Genomic DNA, 18,655 nt, shown 5'->3' with positions numbered 1-18,655 from the left:
TCATCCATCGTCGCGCACTCCGGCGCGCTCCGCACGCGCCTGCGCACGCTGCTCGGCCTCCAGCCGCTCCGCGTCCTCGCCGCCGATCGCCTCGCCGCGCGCGACGAGACCCGACTCGTCCGACAGCGGGATCTCCTTCAGCAGCAGCGACAGCACGAACGCCACGGCGACGAACGGCAGCAGGTACCAGAACACCGGCGCCAGCGCGTCGGCGTAGGCGGTGACGACCCCCTCGCGCACGGCGTCGGGCAGTTCCGCGAGGGTCGCCGGGTCGATCGTCGACATCGCCTCGCCCGCCTGCTCCGCGCTGGCGCCCGCGTCGACGAAGACGCTCGTCAGGTTCTCGCTCAGGCGCGACGTGAACATGGCGCCGAACACGGCGACGCCCAGCGAGGCCCCCACCTCGCGGAAGTAGTTGTTCGTGCTCGTGGCCGTGCCGAGCTCGGTCGCGGGCACCGCGTTCTGCACGACGAGCACGACGACCTGCATGATCAGGCCGAGGCCGGCGCCGAACACGAACAGGTACACGCAGATGAGCCAGATGGGCGTCGACGCCGCGAGCGAGGTCATCATGGCCATCGCGGCGCCCGTGACGAGCGTGCCCACGATCGGGAAGACCTTGTACCGTCCCGTCTTCGTGATGAGGATGCCGGAGCCGATCGACGTCAGCATGAGGCCCGCCATCATCGGCAGCATGAGCAGGCCCGACGCGGCCGCCGAGGTGCCCGACGACATCTGCAGGAACGTCGGCACGAAGCCGATGGCCGCGAACATCCCGAGCCCCAGCGTGAGGCCGATGGCCGTCGCGTTGACGAAGATCGGGTTGCGGAACAGCGACAGCGGGATGATCGGGTCGGCCGCGCGCGACTCGACGAAGACGAACAGCGAGGCGGCGACCAGCAGGCCCAGCGCCCAGGCCCAGGTCGCCGGCGACCCCCAGCCGTGATCGGAGCTGCCGCCGAAGTCGGTGAAGAAGATGAGGCAGGTCGTGGCGGCCGACAGCAGCACGACGCCGAGCCAGTCGACCGGCTTCTCGGCCTTCTTGCTGGGCAGGCGCAGCGTGAACAGGGCGATGAGGAAGGCGGCGATGCCGACGGGGATGTTGATGTAGAACGCCCAGTGCCACGTCAGGTGGTCGACGAAGAAGCCCCCGAGCAGCGGCCCCGCGATCGCCGCGAGCCCGAAGATCGCCCCGAGCGGCCCCAGGTACTTGCCGCGCTCCGACGCGGGCACGATGTCGGCGATGATCGCCTGCGACAGGATCATCAGGCCGCCGCCGCCCAGGCCCTGCATCGCGCGGAAGACGACGAACGTCCAGAAGTCGGGCGCGACGGCGCAGCCGACGGATGCCAGCGTGAAGATCGCGATCGCGACGAGGAAGAGCGTGCGCCGGCCGAGCACGTCGCCGAACTTGCCGTACACGGGCATCACGATCGTCGTGGCGAGCAGATAGGCCGTCGTGATCCACATCTGGTGCTCGACGCCGCCGAGCTGACCGACGATCGTCGGCATGGCCGTCGAGACGATCGTCTGGTCGAGGCTCGACAGCAGCATCCCCGCGATGAGCGCCGAGAAGATGAGCCAGATGCGCCGCTTCGTGAGCAGCATGACCGGGGGCGCGACGGGTGTGCTCATCGCAGCATCCTTTCAATACGTGCAGGTCTGCATATACGCAGCCATGCAACTCTAGCTCACGCCGGGATGCGCGGCGCGCGGCAGCGCACAGGGCCCGCGGCGCATGCCGCGGGCCCTGTGCGTATGAGCGGGAGCCGTCCTCCTCGGCCTACTCCCCCGAGAGCTCCAGCAGCCGCTCGACGGCGTCGGTGAGCCGCGCGTCGGCCTCGGCGAAGGCCGCGAGGTCGCCCGACTTGAGCGCGGCGTCGCGGTCGAGCATGGCCTGCCGCGCGTCGGCCTTCGCGGTCTCCAGCGGCGTGCCCGGCTCCCCCGGCGTCGGCGTGGGCGTGGGCTCGCCCGGCTCGGTGGGCGTCGGCGTGGGCGTCGCGTCGACGACGTCGCCGTCGCCGGTCGCGGCGCCGGAGTCGCCGCCGAAGAGCGCGTCGAGCGCCTCCTGCAGCGTGTCCTCGAACGCGACCTCGTCGCCGAAGGCCACGAGGATCTTCCGCAGCGCGGGCAGCTTCGTGCCGCTGGAGGCCTGCACGAAGACCGGCTGCACGTAGAGCAGGCCGCCGCCGACCGGCAGCGTCAGCAGGTTGCCGTTGAGCACCTCCGACTGACCCTGCTTGAGCAGGTTGATCTGCGACGAGACCTCCTGGTCGGAGTTGAACCGGTTCTGCACCTGACCCGGTCCCGGCACGCTCACGTCGGCGCTGATCTCCAGCAGCCGCAGCTTGCCGTAGCCCTCGCCCTTCTCGCCCGCCTCGCTGCCCGCGTTCGCGTCCACCGCGAGGTAGCCCATCAGCACGTTGCGGGCGCCCTCCCCCTCGGAGGCGGGGATGAACGACGTGAACATCGAGTACGTCGGCGCCTCCTGGCCCGGCATCTGCATGGTCAGGTAGTACGGCGGCTGCAGCGTCGTCGGGTTCGGCGGGTCGTTCGGGGTGCGCCACGCGTTGTCGCGGCGGATGAACGAGGCCGCGTCGTCGACGTGGTACGTGCCGAGCATGGCGCGCTGCACCTTGAACAGGTCGGTCGGGTAGCGCACGTGGCTCATCAGCTCCGAGCTCATCTCCGAGATCGGCTTGGTCGTGGCCGGGTAGATCTCCTGCCACGCCTTCAGCAGCGGGTCCTCCTCGTCCCACGCGTACAGCGTCACCGAGCCGTCGTAGGCGTCGACCGTCGCCTTGACGGAGTTGCGGATGTAGTTGATGTCGTCGAGCGCGACGCGCGGCGAGGCGTTCGACGTGTCGCTGATCGCGTCGCGCAGGCTGCGCACCTCGGAGTACGGGTAGTTCGCGCTCAGCGTGTATCCGTCGACGATCCACACGATGCGGCCGTCGACGACCGACGGGTACGGGTCGTTGTCGAGCTCGAGGTAGGGCGCGACCTTCGCCACGCGCGTGCGCGGGTTGCGGTCGTAGAGGATCTGCGACTCCTCGTTGACGCCGTCCGAGAACAGGATGTCGGTCGACTGGAACTTCATCGCGTAGATGAGGCGGTTGAACAGGTTGCCGACGCTCGGCCCGCCGTCGCCCGTGAAGGTCGTGCGCGTGCCGTCGGTGCCGCGCGGGTAGTCCATCTCGATGTCGTCGGAGCCCTCGGGGGCGCCCACGATCGAGTACAGCGGCGACGACTCGCCGAAGTAGACGCGCGGCTCGTACGCGCGCCCCGTGGTCAGCTCGCCGGCGGTGGGGATGCCGCGCTCCATGAACACGGGGTTGCCGTCGGCCGTGCGGTCGTTGCCCTTCGCGGCGACCATGCCGTAGCCGTGCGTGTAGACCAGGGTCGTGTTGTACCACGACGCGCCCTGCGTTCCGAGCTGCGCAAGGTTCAGCTCGCGCACCGCGACGACGGCGTCCTGCGAGCGCCCGTCGAGCTCGTAGCGGTCGACGTCGAGGTTGTCGGGGAAGCGGTAGTACGAGCGGTACTGCTCGAGCTGCTGGATCGTCGGGCTGATGATCGCGGGGTCCATGATGCGGATGGACGCCGTCGTCTCGGCGTCGGCGCGCAGCTGGCCCGGCTCGACGTCGGTCACCGCCTCGAAGTCGCTCTTCTCCAGGCCGTCGATGCCGTAGGCGAGCTTCGTCGCCTCGAGGTTGCGCTGCACGTACTTGCTCTCGAGCGTCTCGTAGTTCGGCGCGACCTGGAACTGGCGCACCATCCACGGGTAGCCGATGCCGACGACCAGCGAGGTGACGATGAGCAGCGCCGTGCCGATGAGCGGGAAGCGCCAGCGGCCGATCACGGCGGTCACGAAGAACAGCAGCGCGACGACGGCCGCCGCGATCGCGAGGATCTCCAGGCCGGGGATGATCGCGTTGTCGTCGACGTAGGTCGCGCCCGTGACGCGCTCGCCCGGCTCCAGCAGCGTCTTGTAGCGGTCGAGCCAGAGGCTCGCGCCCTGCACGAGCAGGTAGAGGCCCGCCAGCACCGCGAGCTGGATGCGCGCCGCCTTCGAGATGCGCAGCTCCCGCTGGCCGATGCGCACCGATCCGTACAGATAGGACACGAGGGCGGTGACGAGCAGGCACACGAGCAGCACCGCCGACGCGAACCCGACCGCCGAGCCGAGGAACGGCAGGTCGAAGAGGTAGAAGCCGATGTCGAGGCCGAACTGCGGGTCCTGCGTCCCGACGTCGGAGCCGTGCATCCACAGCCACACGGTCTCCCACTGCGCCGAGGCCGCGAAGCCGGCGAAGAACCCGAAGAAGATGGGGATGCCCCACATCGCGAGCCGGCGCAGCGGCTCGACGACCTCCTGGTAGTGGTCCAGCTGCGAGCTGAGCCGCACGTACACGGGGCGCAGCCGGTAGGCGAGCTGGATCGCGACGAACACCGGCAGCGCCATCGCGAGGAAACCGACCGCGAACATGATCGCGCGCGCGATCCACTGCGTCAGCAGCACGCTCTCGTAGCCGATCTGGCTGAACCACAGCCAATCGGCGTAGAGGCTCGCGAAGACGAAGAACGCGGCGACGAGGGCGACGATGATCACGAGGGTGATCGTCAGTGCACGGCGGGCGGGACTGGGCGTGGCCTGATTCGGCGCAGAGGTCGTGGTCACCCGTCCATCCTAGGCAGGACTGGCTGGGCGAGCGCCGCGTGACGGTCCGGACGGCCGCCCGGACGGCCTCGGGAGCGGTCGGTCAGGGCGTCGGCGCCGCCGCCGTCGTGCACGTCGGCAGCGCGTCGAGGTCGCCGTCCTCCCGCACCGTCTCGAGCACCTCGAGCGCCTCGTCGAGCGTCTCCACGGCGAACACCCGGAGGCCGCCGGGGACGTTGCCGACGACCTCGCCGCAGTTGTCGAGGGGCGCGAGCATGTAGTCGGCGCCCGCCGACAGCGCGCCGTGCATCTTCTGCCGGATGCCGCCGATCGGGCCGACCTCGCCGTGCGCGTCGATCGTGCCGGTGCCGGCGAACGCGTGGCCGCCGGTGAGGTCGCCGGGGGTCAGGAGGTCGATGATGCCGAGGGCGAACATCATGCCCGCGCTGGGCCCGCCGACGTTGTCGAGCTGGATCGTGACGTCGATCGGGAAGTCGAACGTGCGCATCGTCGTCACGCCGATGAGCCAGGTGGTCGCGCCGTCGGTCTCGGCCGCCACGGGCGTCACGGTCACGTCGTGCAGGGCGCCGTCGCGCTCGACCGTCAGCTCGACGGGCGTGCCGCCGCCCGCGTTGATGATCGACCGCAGGTCTTCGACGAAGTCCACGGGCGTGCCGTCGGCGGCGCGCACGATGTCGCCGTCCTCCAGGACGCCCGCCGAGGGCGAGTCCTCGGTGAACCCCGTGATGACGATGCGCGCGTCGACGTCGTAGCCGAGCTCGAGCAGCGCCGCCGCGGTGGCCTCGTGCTGCGAGTCGACCATGAGGGCCGAGTTCTGCTCCTTGCGCTCCTCCTGCGTCTGGCCGACGGGGAAGACCTGGTCGAGGGGGACGACGGCGCGCGACGTGTCGAGCCACGCGGCCGCGAGGTCGAGCCACGACGGCGTGCTCTCGCGGTTGCCGCGCACCTGCACGGTCAGCAGGTCGAGCGAGCCCTCGGCGGCGAACGTCTCGGCGCCCTCGACGCTGATGAGCGGCAGCTCCTCGCCGTCGGCGCCCGTCGCCGTGCCGAGCGTGTTGAACACGGGACCGGGCTGCTGGATCACGAACGAGGTCGGCAGGATCGTGAGCACGAACAGCGCGACCAGCGCGACCGTCGCCGCCCAGATGCCGGCGACCATGCTGCGCGAGCGACGCCTCGGGCGCGCGGGCGCCTCGTCGAACAGAGCCACGGGGTCCTTCCTGATCCGGTCGTTCGCGACCGGCGTACACGTGCGCTCCCGGTGCGCGCGGATTCGCGGCCACTCGAAGGGAACGTGCGATTAGCCTAGAGCGCGACGTCATCCCACAGCTGAAAGGCGCCCGAAATGACCGACGAGGACCGCCCCGGCGACGACGACTTCCAGGAGCTGCTGCGAAACCTTCTCGGCGGTCAGGGCGCGGTCGACCCGGCGATGATGGAGCAGCTGCGCGCGATGGGCGTCGAGCCCGCCATGATGCAGCAGGCGATGCGCGCGATGCAGGGCCTGTTCGCCGGCGGGGCCGGCGCCGACGGCGGCATCGACTGGAACGCCGCCAAGACGCAGGCGCTGCACCTGGCCAACCGGGACGGGCTCTCGATCACCGACGGCTCGCGCGGCGACCTCGCCCAGGCGTTCGCGCTCGCGAACCTCTGGCTCAGCGAGGCGACGTCGATCTCGGAGCTCGCCTCGGTGCCCGTCGCGATGACGCGCGGGCAGTGGGTCGAGCACACGATCGCGGTGTGGCAGCAGCTCGCCGAGCCCGTCGCACTCTCGATCGCCGACGCGCTCACCGCCGCGATCGACGAGCAGACCCCCGAGGAGATGAAGGGCATCGTCGCGGGCGCGGGACGCCTCATGCGCTCGCTCGGCGGCTCGCTGTTCGCCGCGCAGCTCGGCCAGGTGATCGGGCGCCTGTCGCAGGAGGTCGTCTCGGGGGGCGACGTCGGCCTGCCGGTGATGCCCGACGGCGAGGCGGCGATCCTGCCGCAGAACTTCGCCGACTTCGGCCGCGACCTCGACATCGAGCAGGATCAGCTCGCGCTGTACCTCGCGACCCGCGAGCTCGCGCACGCCCGCCTCTTCCGGCACGCGCGCTGGCTGCGCCTGCACGTGATCTCGCAGGTGACCGACTTCGCCCGCGGCATCCACGTCGACACGAGCGCCCTCGAAGACCTCGCGACGCGCTTCGACCCGTCGAACCCGCAGGAGCTGCAGGCCGCGCTGCAGAGCGGCGCCCTGCTGCCGGCGCGCACGCCGGCCCAGACCGCCGCGCTGGCGCGGCTGGAGAACGTGCTCGCGACGATCGAGGGCTGGGTGGAGGTCGTCACCGACGACGCCACCGGGCGGCTGCCCGCCGCGGGCCGCATCTCCGAGACCGTGCGCCGGCGGCGCGCCGTCGGCGGCCCCGCCGAGGACGCGCTCGAGTCGCTCGTCGGCCTCACGCTGCGGCCTCGGCGCCTGCGCGAGGCGGCCGCGATGTGGCGCGCGGTGACCGACGCGGTCGGTCCCGCCGCGCGCGACGCGCTCTGGGACTACCCCGACCTCATGCCCACCGCCGAGGACATCGACGACCCCGCCGCGCTCGTGGCCCGGCTCGAGGCGCGGGCGCGCGGCGAGGAGCCCCCGCGCGACGCGCTCGACGACGCGCTCGAGGAGCTGCTGCGCGGGGCGGACGACGAGCGGGCCGGCCACGGGGAGCCGGGCGACGACGAGGCGGATGCCGGCGAGCGCTGACCGCGCCGTCCGGCGCTCTCCGGCGGACGAGTCCTCGTCCCCAGGCGGCGTTCTCGGCGACGTCGCGACCTGACCTGTGGACAGCGGCCGCCGAGCGGGCGGCGGGATGCCACGATCGGGACATGCTCCGACTGGCCTCCTCGAGCCCGCCCCTGTGGCGGCGCGACTCCTCCGTGCAGCTGGGCACGGACGCCCCCATCCGTCTCGACGACGTGACGCCGTGGCAGGAGGCGCTGCTCGATGAGCTGAGCACCGGCATCCCCGACGCGATGCTCATCCCCCTCGCGCGCTCGCTCGGGGCGTCCGCCGCGGAGACGGAGAGGTTCGTCGCGCAGATCGCGCCGGCGCTGCACCCGGGCCCGCCCGGCCTGCCGCCGCTGCGCCTCGAGATGCCGCCCGACACCGCCTATGCCGACGAGTCCTCGCTGGTCGCCGGCCTGCGGGCCGCGGGGGCCTCGCCCGAGAGCACGACGCGATGGGTCGTCGACGACCCCGATCCCCGGCACACGGTCGTCGCCGTGAGCCACCGGCTGACGCTCCCCCAGCGGGCCGGGCGCCTGATGTCCGCCGACGTCGCGCACCTGCCGATCGAGCTGGCCGGCGATCGCGTCACGGTCGGCCCCCTGGTCGTGCCCGGCCGCACGGCCTGCCTCGCGTGCCGCAGCGCCGACCGGCGCGACCGCGACCCCGAGTGGCCGCAGCTCGCCACGCAGCTGCTCGGCCGCGCGGCCGTCGCGACCGATCCGCCGCTGCTGGTCGAGGCGGCCGCCGTCGCCGTGCGCCTCCTGCGCGCGGGCGCCGCGACGCCGTCGTTCTCGGTCGTGCTCAGCGCGACGAGCGAGCGCCGCCGCTGGTTCTCGCACCGCCCGCATCCAGCGTGTCTGTGCCGATCTCCTGCAGGAACCGCGAGGGACCCCGCGCACCGTCCGCCCACGACAGCGACAGGGTTCGCGCGGCCCGCGTGATGCCCACGTAGGCGAGCCGCCGCTCCTCGTCGACCTGCTCGAAGGTCGTCGCGTAGCCGATGGGCAGCAGCCCCTCCGCGAGTCCGACGAGATGCACGTGCGGCCACTCCAGGCCCTTCGCCGCGTGCAGCGTCGCGAGCGTCACGGTCTCCATCGTCGGCTCGTGCTGATCGCGGGCGCGCGCCTGCAGATCGTCGGCGAACGCGCGCATCGTCATGTCCTCGGGGGCCTGCTCGGCCAGCCGCAGCAGAGTGGCCCGCGCCTCCCAGCCCTCGCGCAGCGCGCCGTCGGCCGCGGGCGGCTCGTCGGTCAGCCCGAGCGAGCGCAGGATGTCGCGCACGGCCTGCGCGAGCGGGGCCGTGGTCGGGGCCACCGCGGCGCCGCGCAGCGCGAGCACCGCCTGGCGCACCTCGGGCAGGTCGAAGAACCGGGCGCCGCCGAGCACCTTCGCGGCGATCCCGCGCGCGGCGAGCGCCGACAGCAGCAGCGCCGACTGCGCGTTCGCGCGATACAGCACCGCGACCTCGGCCGGCCGGGCGCCCGCGGCCAGCTGCGCGGCGACGAGCGCCGCCACGCCCTCGGCCTCGGCGCGCTCGTCGGGGTAGCCGCGCAGCCGCGGCTTCGGGCCCGGCGGCGCGTCGCCGCGCAGCTCGAGCGCACCCGGACGGCCCCGCATGAGCGTGTTCGCGACGGCGAGCACGGCGGCGTCCGAGCGGTAGTTGCGCTCCAGGCGCACGACCTGCGCGTCGGGATACCGGTGCGTGAACTCGAGGAGATACGCCGGGTCGGCGCCCGCGAACGAATAGATCGTCTGGCTCGGATCGCCCACGACGCACAGATCGCGCCGCGCGCCCAGCCACAGCTCGAGCAGCCGGAACTGCAGCGGCGAGATGTCCTGGAACTCGTCGACCGTGAAGTGCCGGTACTGCTCGCGCACGGCCTGCGCGACGCGGGGCTCGGCCTCGATCATGCCCGCGCAGGCGAGCAGCACGTCCTCGAAGTCGAGCTGCCGCCGGCCGTCCTTGTGCCGCTCGTAGGCGCGCTGCAGATCGGCGACCGCATCCGCGTCGAGCGCGCCGAGCCCGCGCGGATGCCGCGCGGCGTCCTCCTCGATCGACAGCATCGTGACCTTGCGCCGCTCGATGCGCGCCGCGAGGTCGCGCAGCGTCGCACCGTCGACGCGCACGCGCGCCTCGTCGGCGACCTGCCCGAGCAGGCGCACCTTGCCCGACAGCACGGCCGGCGCCGTGTCGCCGGCCACCTGCGGCCAGAAGTAGTTGAGCTGCGCGAGCGCGGCGGCGTGGAACGTGCGCGCCGCGACGCCGTCGACGCCGAGCGCCCGCAGCCGGCCCCGCATCTCGCCCGCCGCCTTCGTCGTGAACGTCACCGCCATCACCCGCTGCGGCGTGAAGGCGCCCGTCTCGACGGCGTGCGCGATGCGGCGGGTGACGACGCGGGTCTTGCCCGTGCCCGCCCCGGCGAGCACGCACACGGGACCGCGCACGGCCGTCGCGGCCTCGAGCTGCTGCGGGTCGAGACCCGCGAGCGGTCCCGTCGCGGCCGGCTCGCGTCCGGCCGCACCCGCTCCCGTCATGGTCGCTCTTCCACCCAATCGACGATGAGGCGGTGCGCGATCGAAGCCGCCCCGGGCAGCCCGAAGTCTGCCTCGCCGCGCAGCCCCGCCCGCAGCTCCTCGCGGGTGAACCAGCGCACCTCCACGATCTCCTCGCCGTCGGCGCGGGCCTCGGCGTCGTCGATCGCGTGCGCGTGGAAGCCGAGCATGAGCGAGCGCGGATACGGCCAGGCCTGAGAGCCGCGGTACTCCAGCCGCGCGACGCGCACGCCGGCCTCCTCCTCGACCTCGCGCACGATCGTGGTCTCCAGCGACTCCCCCGCCTCGACGAAGCCGGCGAACGTCGAGAACATGTTCGCGGCGGCCCACAGCGCGTTCCGCCCGAGCAGCAGCCGCTCGCCGTCGGAGGAGATCACGCCGACGATGACGGCGGGATCGGTGCGCGGGAAGTGCTCGCGATCGCACGCGGGGCAGCGCCGGGCCCAGCCCGCCTGACGGTCTTCGAGGCGTGCGCCGCACCCGGCGCAGTGCGGCGCGTCGACGAGCCAGCGGCCGAGGGAGACCGCCTCGACGAAGGCGCCCGACTGGTCGGCCGGCAGATCGCCGCCGACGGCGCGCAGGGCGCCCCACCGCTCCGCCTCGACCGGCGCCGGCTCCTCGGCCGCGGTCGCGGCCACGAGCAGGGCCGTGCCGTCGGCGTCGCGTCCGAGGAACGCCCACCGGGCGTGCTCGGCGACGTCGTGCGGGGCGACGAGCAGCAGGCGCCCCGCCTCGTCGAGCGGCGCGCGGTCGGCGTGCGCCGGGAGTACGCGGGTGCCGGCATCCGCACGCAGCCGCTCCAGCAGATCGGGCTGGGTGCGCTCCGCCGCGGAGCGGTCGAGGCCGCCGCGCGCCAGCGGCGCCAGCGAAGGGAGCGGCGCTCGCGAGGAAGTGTCATCGGACGTCATCGGGGACCTCTCTTGCCGGGCGTGGCGCGAAGCCGATGGCGTGCGCCCCACTTACTGTGGAGGTCATGGCACGCTCAGCTCTCACTCTAGCCGCGTCGGTGACCGCCGCTCTTCCGCAGGCCGCCGTCACCGGTGTGCGCCCGCTCACCGAGGGCGGCGGCGGCCGGTTCGACAGCGCCGTGGCGACCCTCGACGACGGCCGCCGGGTCGTCGTGCGCGTTCCCACGAGCGACGAGGCCGACGACGAGCTGCGCGGCGAGGCGCGCGCGCTCAAGGCCCTCACGGCGGGCGTGCGCGGCGTGCTGCCGTTCGGCGCGCCCGACGTGCTCGGCGAGACCGTGGTCGACGGACGGCACGCCGTCGTGCAGACCCTCCTGCCGGGCTACCGCGTCGACGCGAAGCACGTGCCGCCCGGACCGGGCGTCGCCACGGCGATCGCCGACGCGATCGCCCGCGTGCACGACCTTCCCGTCGCCGTCATCCGCGACGCCGGACTGCCCGTGCGCAGCGCGGCGCAGGCCCGCGACGACGCCGAGCGCCTGCTCGACCGCGCCGAGGCGACGGGCGAGCTGCCGTTCGGGCTGCTGCGCCGCTGGAGCACCGCCCTCGGCGCCGACGGCCTGTGGCGCTTCGAGACGACGGTCACCCTCGGCGGCGCCGACCCGGCGTCGTTCGTGCTCGAGGACACCGCCGCGGGCGTTCCCGCGGTGACCGGGCTGCTCACGTGGGGCGGCCTCGGCGTCGGCGACCCGGCGGTCGACCTGCACTGGACGGCGTCGTCGCCGATGGCCCGCGACGACGTCATCGCGACGTACGCCGAGCGGTCGCACCGCGCCCCGGACGCGCTGCTGACGGCGCGCACGCGCCTGTACGCCGAGCTGGAGTTCGCGAAGTGGCTCGTGCACGGCACGGCGGTCGGCTCCGCGTCGATCATCGCCGACGCCCGTGAGCTGCTCGTGTCGCTCGACGCCGCGGTGCGCGACGAGCCGCCGCTCGCGACGCAGACGATCAGCGTGCAGGACGCGATCACGGCGGGCGGGCGGGTCACGCCCGCGCCGGGCGTCGACACCTCGATGCAGACCGACGCGTACTCCCCCGACGAGCTGGCGCTGCTGGTCGACGACGAGCACACCTCGGCGGCGCAGCCGACGGTTCCGATCGATCTGTCGGGCTGGAACGCGACGATGACGCGCCTGCGCGACACGCAGGGCCATGCGCGCGGGCCCGTGGACACGCCGCCGGACGACGAGACCGACGCCGACGTCGACACGGCGGCGCAGAACGCCCTGCGCCGCTGGACGGGCACCGCCTGAGCGGACGTCCGCGGCGCACGCGGCCCGGGGGCGGGCTCAGCCGCGCAGGACGAGGCCCTCGGCGACATAGAAGAGGGCGACGTCGATCTGCTCCAGCGGCACGCCGCGCGCGGCGTGGTACGCCGTGCGGTACAGCTCCAGCTGCAGCATGCGCGCCTCCCGCTGCGCCGCCGTGCGGGGGGCCGCGCCGGTCTTCCAATCGACGATCTCCACGCGGTCGCCGCGACGGTAGACCGCGTCGAGCTTGCAGATGACGATGCGGTCCTGCCCGTCGCCGAGCGCGTCGGGCAGGACGAAGTCGATCTCCGACTCGACCTCGACCGGCTGCAGCCCCGCCCACTCCGACGCCAGGAAGGCCTCCTTCAGCGCGTCGAGCGTCTGCGCCTCCTCGCCGTCGTGCGGGACGTCGTCGGCGAGAGCGTCGTCGTCCCAGAGCGCGTCGTCGAGCGAGGAGCCCGCGCCGGCGAGGCCCGACCTCTGCTCGATCCACGCGTGGAACCGCGTGCCCACGCGCGTCTGCCGGTAGGGGCGCTCGGGAAGCGGCCGCGCGAACGAGGCGCCGCCGTCGGCGCGCACGTCTTTGAAGCGCGATGCCGGGATGCGGTCGGGCACGACCGGCGGGGCGCCCGCCCGCGCGTCGTCGCGCTCGGCGAGCAGCAGCGCGAGGTCCCCGCCGGGCTCGCGACGCGGCGCGTCGAGCGCGGCGCGGACGAGCGCCGCCGCCCGTTCGACGACGGGACGCCGCGCGCCGAGCGGATCGAGCGGCCAGACCAGCTGCTTCCGCTCGCCGAGGTACGGGTCGTCGCCGGCATCCTGCTCCGCGAGCTCGTTGCCCAGCGCGGTCGCGATCTCGGCGAGGAAGCGGCTCGCTGGCCGGGGCCGGCGCGCCCCCGACCACGCCGACGACGACAGCAGCAGGTGGTCGCGCGCCCGGGTGACCGCGACGTACGCGAGGCGGCGCTCCTCGTCGAGGTGATGGGCGCGGTTCTGCTCCACGTAGCCGTCGAGCAGCGCCTTGAGGTCCTGCTGCGTCCGGGCGGTCGCCCATGCGAACCGCGGCAGCCACGCCGCGTCGCCGCGGAACTCCGACGGCAGCACGCCGAAGCGCAGCCATCCCTTGGTCTCGCGCAGCGCGCCCGGAAGCTCGTCCTCGACGAGCCGCACGACCGCGACGGCGTCCCATTCGAGGCCCTTCGAGCCGTGGACGGTCAGCAGCTGCACGACGTCGTCCTCGGGCGGCTCGGTGCGCGGAGCGAACTCGTCGACGCGCTCGGCGCGGTCGATCCAGGCGAGCAGGCTCGTGAGCGAGGTGTTGTCGTCGCTGGCCAGGAAGCCGTGCAGCTCGTCGACGAAGGCGCGCAGCTGGTCGCCCGCGACCCGCGCGGGACCGCGCGCCTCGTTGGCGGCGAGCTCGATGTCGAGCCGCAGCTCGCTCTCGATGAGGCGCACGAGCTCGGCGACCGGCAGCCCGGCCTGACGGCGCAGGCCCGCGAACACGCCCGCCGCGTCGCGCAGGCGCGCGACCGCCTCGGGGGTGAACGACGCGAGCCAGCCGTGGTCCGCGGCGCTGCGGCCGACGAAGTCGAGCGCGTCGATGAGCGAGCTCGCGTCGTCGGCACGGTGCTCGCGCTGCAGCGGCTGCAGCGCGGCGTCGTGCCGGGTGAGCCGGTCGGCCAGCTCGGCGAGGGCGCGCAGATCGGCGATGCCGATGCGCCAGCGCGGCCCCCCGAGCAGGCGGAGCAGCGCGGAGCCCGCCTGCGGGTCGGCGATGACGCGCAGCGCCGACACCACGTCGACGACCTCGGGGGTGCTGAGCAGTCCTCCCATGCCGAGGATCCGGTGCGGGATGCCGTGACGCGCCAGCGCGTCGGCGAACCGCGTCATGTGCCTCTTGCTGCGGAAGAGCACCGCGCCCGTCGTCGCGCGACCGCGGGCGGCGCGCACCCGCGAGAACCACTCGGCCACGCGGTCGGCCTCCGCGTCGACGTCGCGCTCCACGACGATCTCGACCTCGCCCGCCGGCGCGCCCGGACGGGGCTCGAGCGGGTCGACCCGCACCGGCGCCGAGGCGGCCAGCGGGGCGAGCACGGCCTGCGCGGCGTCGAGCACGCGCACGCTGTTGCGCCAGCTCGTCATGAGCGAGAAGGCGCCGGCGGCACCCGCTGACGCCGGCTCGCCGCCGCCGGCGGCGAACGCCGCCGCGAAGCCGCCCAGATTGCCCGCGCTCGCGCCGCGCCAGCCGTAGATCGACTGGTGCGGGTCGCCGACGGCCATGACGGCGCCGCCCGCGAACGCCGCGGCGAGCAGCTCGGTCTGCACGACCGACGTGTCCTGGTACTCGTCGAGCAGCACGGCCCGATGACGCGTGCGCAGGTCGTCCCGCACCGCGGCGTGCTCGCGCACGAGACGGCAGGCGCCGGCGACCTGGTCGGAGAAGTCGATGAGGCCGCGCCGCCGCTTCTGCGCCGCGTACTCGCGCGCGAGCTCGACGAGCGGCGCGAGGCCGCCGACGGCCGCGACGGCCTCCCCGACCTCCTTGTACACCGTCACCCGCTTGCTCACCGAGGGCAGCTCCGCGATGCCGGCGAACCGGGCCGGAAACGCTGCAAGCGCATCGAGATCGACGAGGTTGTCGACACCGTCGCGCGCGATGCGCAGGGCGGCGTCGATGATCGTGCTCAGACTCTCGGTCAGCTCCTCCAGGCGCGGGTCGTCGCTGTCGAGCACGACGCGCCGCATCAGCAGCCAGGCCGCCGACTCGGTCAGCACGACCGCCTCGGGATCGTGCCCCGCGCGCACCGCGTGCTCGCGCACGATCTGGTCGGCGAAGCTGTTGTAGGTCGCGACGACCGGCCGGTCGAGCAGCGCGTCGGCAGCGGGCGCGGCATCCGCGTCGACCGTGCCGAGCCGCTGCAGCGCGTCGTGCCACGCCCGCTCGCCCGCTCCGGCGCGCTCGATCTCGCCGAACACGTCGAGGGCGCCGCGCGCGTGCAGCCCGGGCAGCGCCGGCAGCAGCCCGCGGCGCTCGAACTCGCCGAGCCGTCGCAGCCGTCGATGGATCCGCTCGGCGAGCTCGCCCGCCGCCTTGCGCGTGAACGTGAGCCCCAGGACCTCGTCGCGGCGCACGAGGCCGTTCGCGACGAGCCAGACGACGCGGCCCGCCATCGTCTCGGTCTTGCCGCTGCCGGCACCCGCGATGACCAGCGACGGCTGCAGCGGCGAGGAGATCACGCGCGCCTGCGCATCGGTCGGCGCGGGCTGGCCCAGCGCCGCGGCCAGCACGTGCGGAGTGAGCGCCGCGTTCACGAGGCGCTCACCGCCGGGATCGTGTGGATGCGGCACACGCCGTAGCTGTGCTCGTCGCGGCAGTGCGTCTCGAAGGGCGCCGCGAACGTCGGCTGGGCCATGGTCGCGACGGCCTCGCGCAGGCGCGCGACGAACGCCGCGCGCGTCTCGGCGTCGAGCGGGGGCTGGTGCGGATCGGCGTAGGGCTTCGTCTTCGCCGTCGGCCTCAGCACGAGCAGCTTGGCGCCGCCCGGGGTGAGCTCCGCGGCCGCGGGGATCGCGCCGGCGTCCAGGGCGAGCTGATAGGCGGCGAGCTGGGCGTTGTCGGCGACCTTCGCGTCGGTCTGCGGCTCGTTCTTGCCGGTCTTGAGGTCGACGATCACCACGCGGCCGTCGGCCGTCTCCTCGACGCGATCGATGTATCCGCTGAGGATCGCCTCGCGGAAGCCGGGCACCTCGACGGGCACCTCGAAATGGGGCTCGGCGGTGAGCAGCCGTCCTCCGGCCGCCTCGAACCGGTGCAGGTACAGCGCGAGGCGACGCACCAGATCACGGGCACGCGCGCGCTCGGCGCGCTCCTGCCACGGCGCGGCGAACTCCAGCTCGCCCCAGCGCGACTCCACCACGCCCCACAGCGCCTCCTCGTCGGCGCCCGCGGCGTCCTCGAGGGCGGAGTGGATGATCGTGCCCAGGCCCGCCACCGTCGTGCGCGCGTCGCCGCCGAGCTCGGAGACGACCCAGTCGAGCGCGCACTGCTCCAGGCGCTCGACGCGCGAGGGCGACACCCGGATGCTGTCGGCCCCGGGGCCGTACAGCCCCGCCGTCGTCGTCGGCGGCGCGATGCCGTACCACTCGGCCGGGTCGGCGCCGGCCACACCCGCATCCGACAGCAGCGCGAGCTGCGCCGCCGCGTCGTCGCGCTGCGCCGCCGGAACGCGATCGGACGTGAGCGTGCGCCGATGCGCGGCGACCATGCCGCGCAGCGACAGCGGGTGCTCGTCGGTGCGCGGCCGCGCGGGGGGAAGCAGATCGAACAGGGGCGACGGACCCGCGTCGTCGTCGTCGACCGCCGTCACCACGAGGTGGGAGCGGGCACGCGAGACGGCGCGGGCGAACAGCCGCAGCTCGTCGTGCAGCACCCCACGACGGCGGTCCGCCGCGGGGGCGTCGTCGGCGAGCCGCCACGTCTCCAGCAGCGTGCCGCGCACGCGCAGGTTGGGCCAGACGCCGTCCTGCAGGCCCGCGACGACGACCGTGTCGAACTCGAGCCCGAGCGCGCCGGCCGGCGTGAGCACGGGCACCGCGCCGCGCGGCGCAGGCCCCTCCAGCCGGTCCTCCGCGACGTCGGAGTCGAGAACGCCGCGCAGGAACGAGAGCGGCGACGTGCCGTCCGCGCGCTCGCCGTGGCGCTTGGCCGCCTGGAACAGCGCGACGACCGCGTCCAGCTCGCGGTGCGCCTGCGCCGCGAGCGGCCCGGTGCCCGCCGCGATCGTCGTCCAGGCCCGCTCCCCCCCGAGTCCGTCCCACGCCTCCCAGAGCAGCTCGTGCGCCGTGGCGTCGGCCTCGATCGCCGCGCGGATCGCGCCGACGGCCCGCGCGACGCGCGCGGCGCGACGCGCCTCGCGCGTGTCGAGGAGCTCGAGCTCCAGCGGGTGCGCGAGCGCCGAGAGCAGCAGCGCGCCGCCGGAGAGCGGCTCGCCGGGCGTCTCGCCGACGTTCTCATCGGCGGTCCCGTCGGCGGTCTCCTCGCGCAGCGCCGCGTGACGCAGCGCCATGCGCAGCCGCCGCTGCTCGATCGCATCGAGACCGGCGGCGGCCAGCGCCACCGCGACGTCGTCGGCCTCCCACGCTCCGGGACCGCTCTCGGCGAGCAGCACGACGCGCAGCAGATCGCGCACGCTGCGCGACGCCGCGAGCGGCGCGCCGTGCGAGCCCGCCCGCGTGGGCACCTCGCGGGCGGCGAGCTCGGCCTCCAGGGCCGCCACCTGCCGGGCGTCGTGCGCGACGACCGCGCACTGCTCCCACGGCACGCCGGCGTGCACGTGCCGCTCGCGCAGCACCCGGGCGACGATGTCGTACTCCTCGGTCGCCGAGCGCGCCGTCCACACGCGCACGCTCTCGTCGGGCGCCGCGTCGCGGCGCGGCTGCCGATGGCTGACGACCCCGATCGCGCCGATGCGGCTCGTCACCTCGGCGCACAGGTCGCGCTGCATCGGCGTGCCGCGGTGCACGGCGGGCAGCACGTGCACGTCGACGCGGGCGGCCAGCCGCGCGAAGTTCTGCGGCGTCGCGCCGCGGAACGATCCCGATCCGACGTCGGGGTCTCCGAAGGCGAGCACCGCCACGCCGCGCGCACGGCACGCCTCGAGCAGCTCGATGCCGCCGAGCGTGAGCTCCTGCGCGTCGTCGACGAGGATCGTGCGCAGCCGCCGCACGCGCTCGAGCGCGGGCGCACCGGAATCCGCCACGCGCACGAGCGCGAGCGCCTCGCGCACGAGACCCGCCGCGTCGCGGTGCGCCGCCCGCAGCGAGCCGCGCACGTCGTCGTACTCGCTCGCGAACGAGGCCATCGCCGACCAGACCTCGGGGCCGCCGTCCGCGGCCCGGCGGGAGAGCCCGGCGGGATCGATCCCCAGCGTCGTGCACTCGGCGAGGAACGCGCGGACCTCCGCACGGAAGCCCGCCGTGCCGCGCACGTGCGAGGGCAGCCACTCCGGCCAGCGCGAGCGCCCCGCCCGCTCGTCCTCCAGGTCGCCGTCGAGCAGGTCGGCGATGATCTGGTCCTCGTCGGCGCCCGTCAGCAGCTGCGGGGGCTCGGCGCCGGCATGCGCGGCGTGCGCGCGGACGATGTCGTAGGCGAACGCGGCGACCGAGCGCGCGAGGGCGCCGGGCGTGGCGAGCCGCACCTCCAGGGCGAGGCGGTCGCGCAGCACGGTGGCGGTCTGGCGCGTCGGGGTGAGCACGAGCAGCTCGTCGGGCCGCAGGCCCTCGGCGAGCAGGCGGCGCGCCCGCGCCACGAGCGTCGCGGTCTTGCCCGACCCGGGCGCGCCCACGACGACGCCGGACGCGTCGGCCGGCAGGGCGGCGACGGCGAGCTGCGCGGCGTCGAGCGCGACGGCGGGGGCGTCGGAGGGCGTCGAAGGCATGACGTTCACGG

At 74.3% G+C, this 18,655-nt stretch carries 9 protein-coding genes; 2 read left to right on the top strand and 7 right to left on the bottom strand.

Annotated features, from left to right (window positions below; genetic code table 11):
* The 3 genes from AOA12_RS08500 to AOA12_RS08490 form a co-directional block, all read right to left on the bottom strand.
* Positions 1 to 1,635 carry an MDR family MFS transporter gene (locus AOA12_RS08500; protein WP_054681970.1) on the bottom strand — a complete coding sequence of 545 codons (1,635 nt, stop codon included), beginning with the start codon at positions 1,633 to 1,635 and terminating at the stop codon, positions 1 to 3.
* 148 nt (positions 1,636 to 1,783) lie between these two features.
* Positions 1,784 to 4,681 carry a UPF0182 family membrane protein gene (locus tag AOA12_RS08495; protein ID WP_054681968.1) on the bottom strand — a complete coding sequence of 966 codons (2,898 nt, stop codon included), beginning with the start codon at positions 4,679 to 4,681 and terminating at the stop codon, positions 1,784 to 1,786.
* 82 nt (positions 4,682 to 4,763) lie between these two features.
* Positions 4,764 to 5,891 carry a YlbL family protein gene (locus AOA12_RS08490; RefSeq protein ID WP_054681966.1) on the bottom strand — a complete coding sequence of 376 codons (1,128 nt, stop codon included), beginning with the start codon at positions 5,889 to 5,891 and terminating at the stop codon, positions 4,764 to 4,766.
* Positions 5,892 to 6,026: 135 nt separating this feature from the next.
* On the opposite strand from AOA12_RS08490, the gene AOA12_RS08485 reads away from it, so the two are divergent.
* The gene (locus AOA12_RS08485; RefSeq protein ID WP_054681964.1) at positions 6,027 to 7,415 is read left to right on the top strand and encodes a zinc-dependent metalloprotease; all 1,389 of its coding nucleotides are present in this window, start codon (positions 6,027 to 6,029) and stop codon (positions 7,413 to 7,415) included.
* Between the two features lie 825 nt (positions 7,416 to 8,240).
* On the opposite strand, the gene AOA12_RS08480 is transcribed toward AOA12_RS08485, so the two are convergent.
* Both AOA12_RS08480 and nudC read right to left on the bottom strand, forming a co-directional pair.
* Positions 8,241 to 9,974: an ATP-dependent helicase gene (locus AOA12_RS08480; RefSeq protein ID WP_054681961.1), complete on the bottom strand. Its 1,734-nt coding sequence runs from the start codon at positions 9,972 to 9,974 to the stop codon at positions 8,241 to 8,243.
* Positions 9,971 to 10,900 (bottom strand): NAD(+) diphosphatase, encoded by a 930-nt coding sequence (gene nudC / locus AOA12_RS08475; protein ID WP_054681959.1) that lies wholly within the window; start codon positions 10,898 to 10,900, stop codon positions 9,971 to 9,973. Before nudC ends, AOA12_RS08480 begins: the two co-directional genes overlap by 4 nt.
* 98 nt (positions 10,901 to 10,998) lie before the next feature.
* Here nudC and AOA12_RS08470 point away from each other — a divergent pair, with 98 nt between their 5' ends.
* A complete protein-coding gene (locus tag AOA12_RS08470) occupies positions 10,999 to 12,213 on the top strand; it encodes a phosphotransferase (protein ID WP_231637210.1) in 1,215 nt (404 codons plus the stop codon).
* A gap of 36 nt (positions 12,214 to 12,249) precedes the next feature.
* On the opposite strand, the gene AOA12_RS08465 is transcribed toward AOA12_RS08470, so the two are convergent.
* Together AOA12_RS08465 and AOA12_RS08460 are read right to left on the bottom strand one after the other, a co-directional pair.
* A complete protein-coding gene (locus tag AOA12_RS08465) occupies positions 12,250 to 15,519 on the bottom strand; it encodes an ATP-dependent DNA helicase (protein ID WP_054686893.1) in 3,270 nt (1,089 codons plus the stop codon).
* The gene (locus AOA12_RS08460; RefSeq protein ID WP_054686892.1) at positions 15,516 to 18,644 is read right to left on the bottom strand and encodes an ATP-dependent DNA helicase; all 3,129 of its coding nucleotides are present in this window, start codon (positions 18,642 to 18,644) and stop codon (positions 15,516 to 15,518) included. Before AOA12_RS08460 ends, AOA12_RS08465 begins: the two co-directional genes overlap by 4 nt.
* Positions 18,645 to 18,655: the final 11 nt, after the last annotated feature.

The organism is Microbacterium sp. No. 7 (assembly GCF_001314225.1).
Classification (GTDB): Bacteria; Actinomycetota; Actinomycetes; order Actinomycetales; family Microbacteriaceae; genus Microbacterium.
The sequence above is the reverse complement of the archived record's forward strand: the minus strand, read 5'-3'. Positions and strand labels throughout refer to the sequence as shown.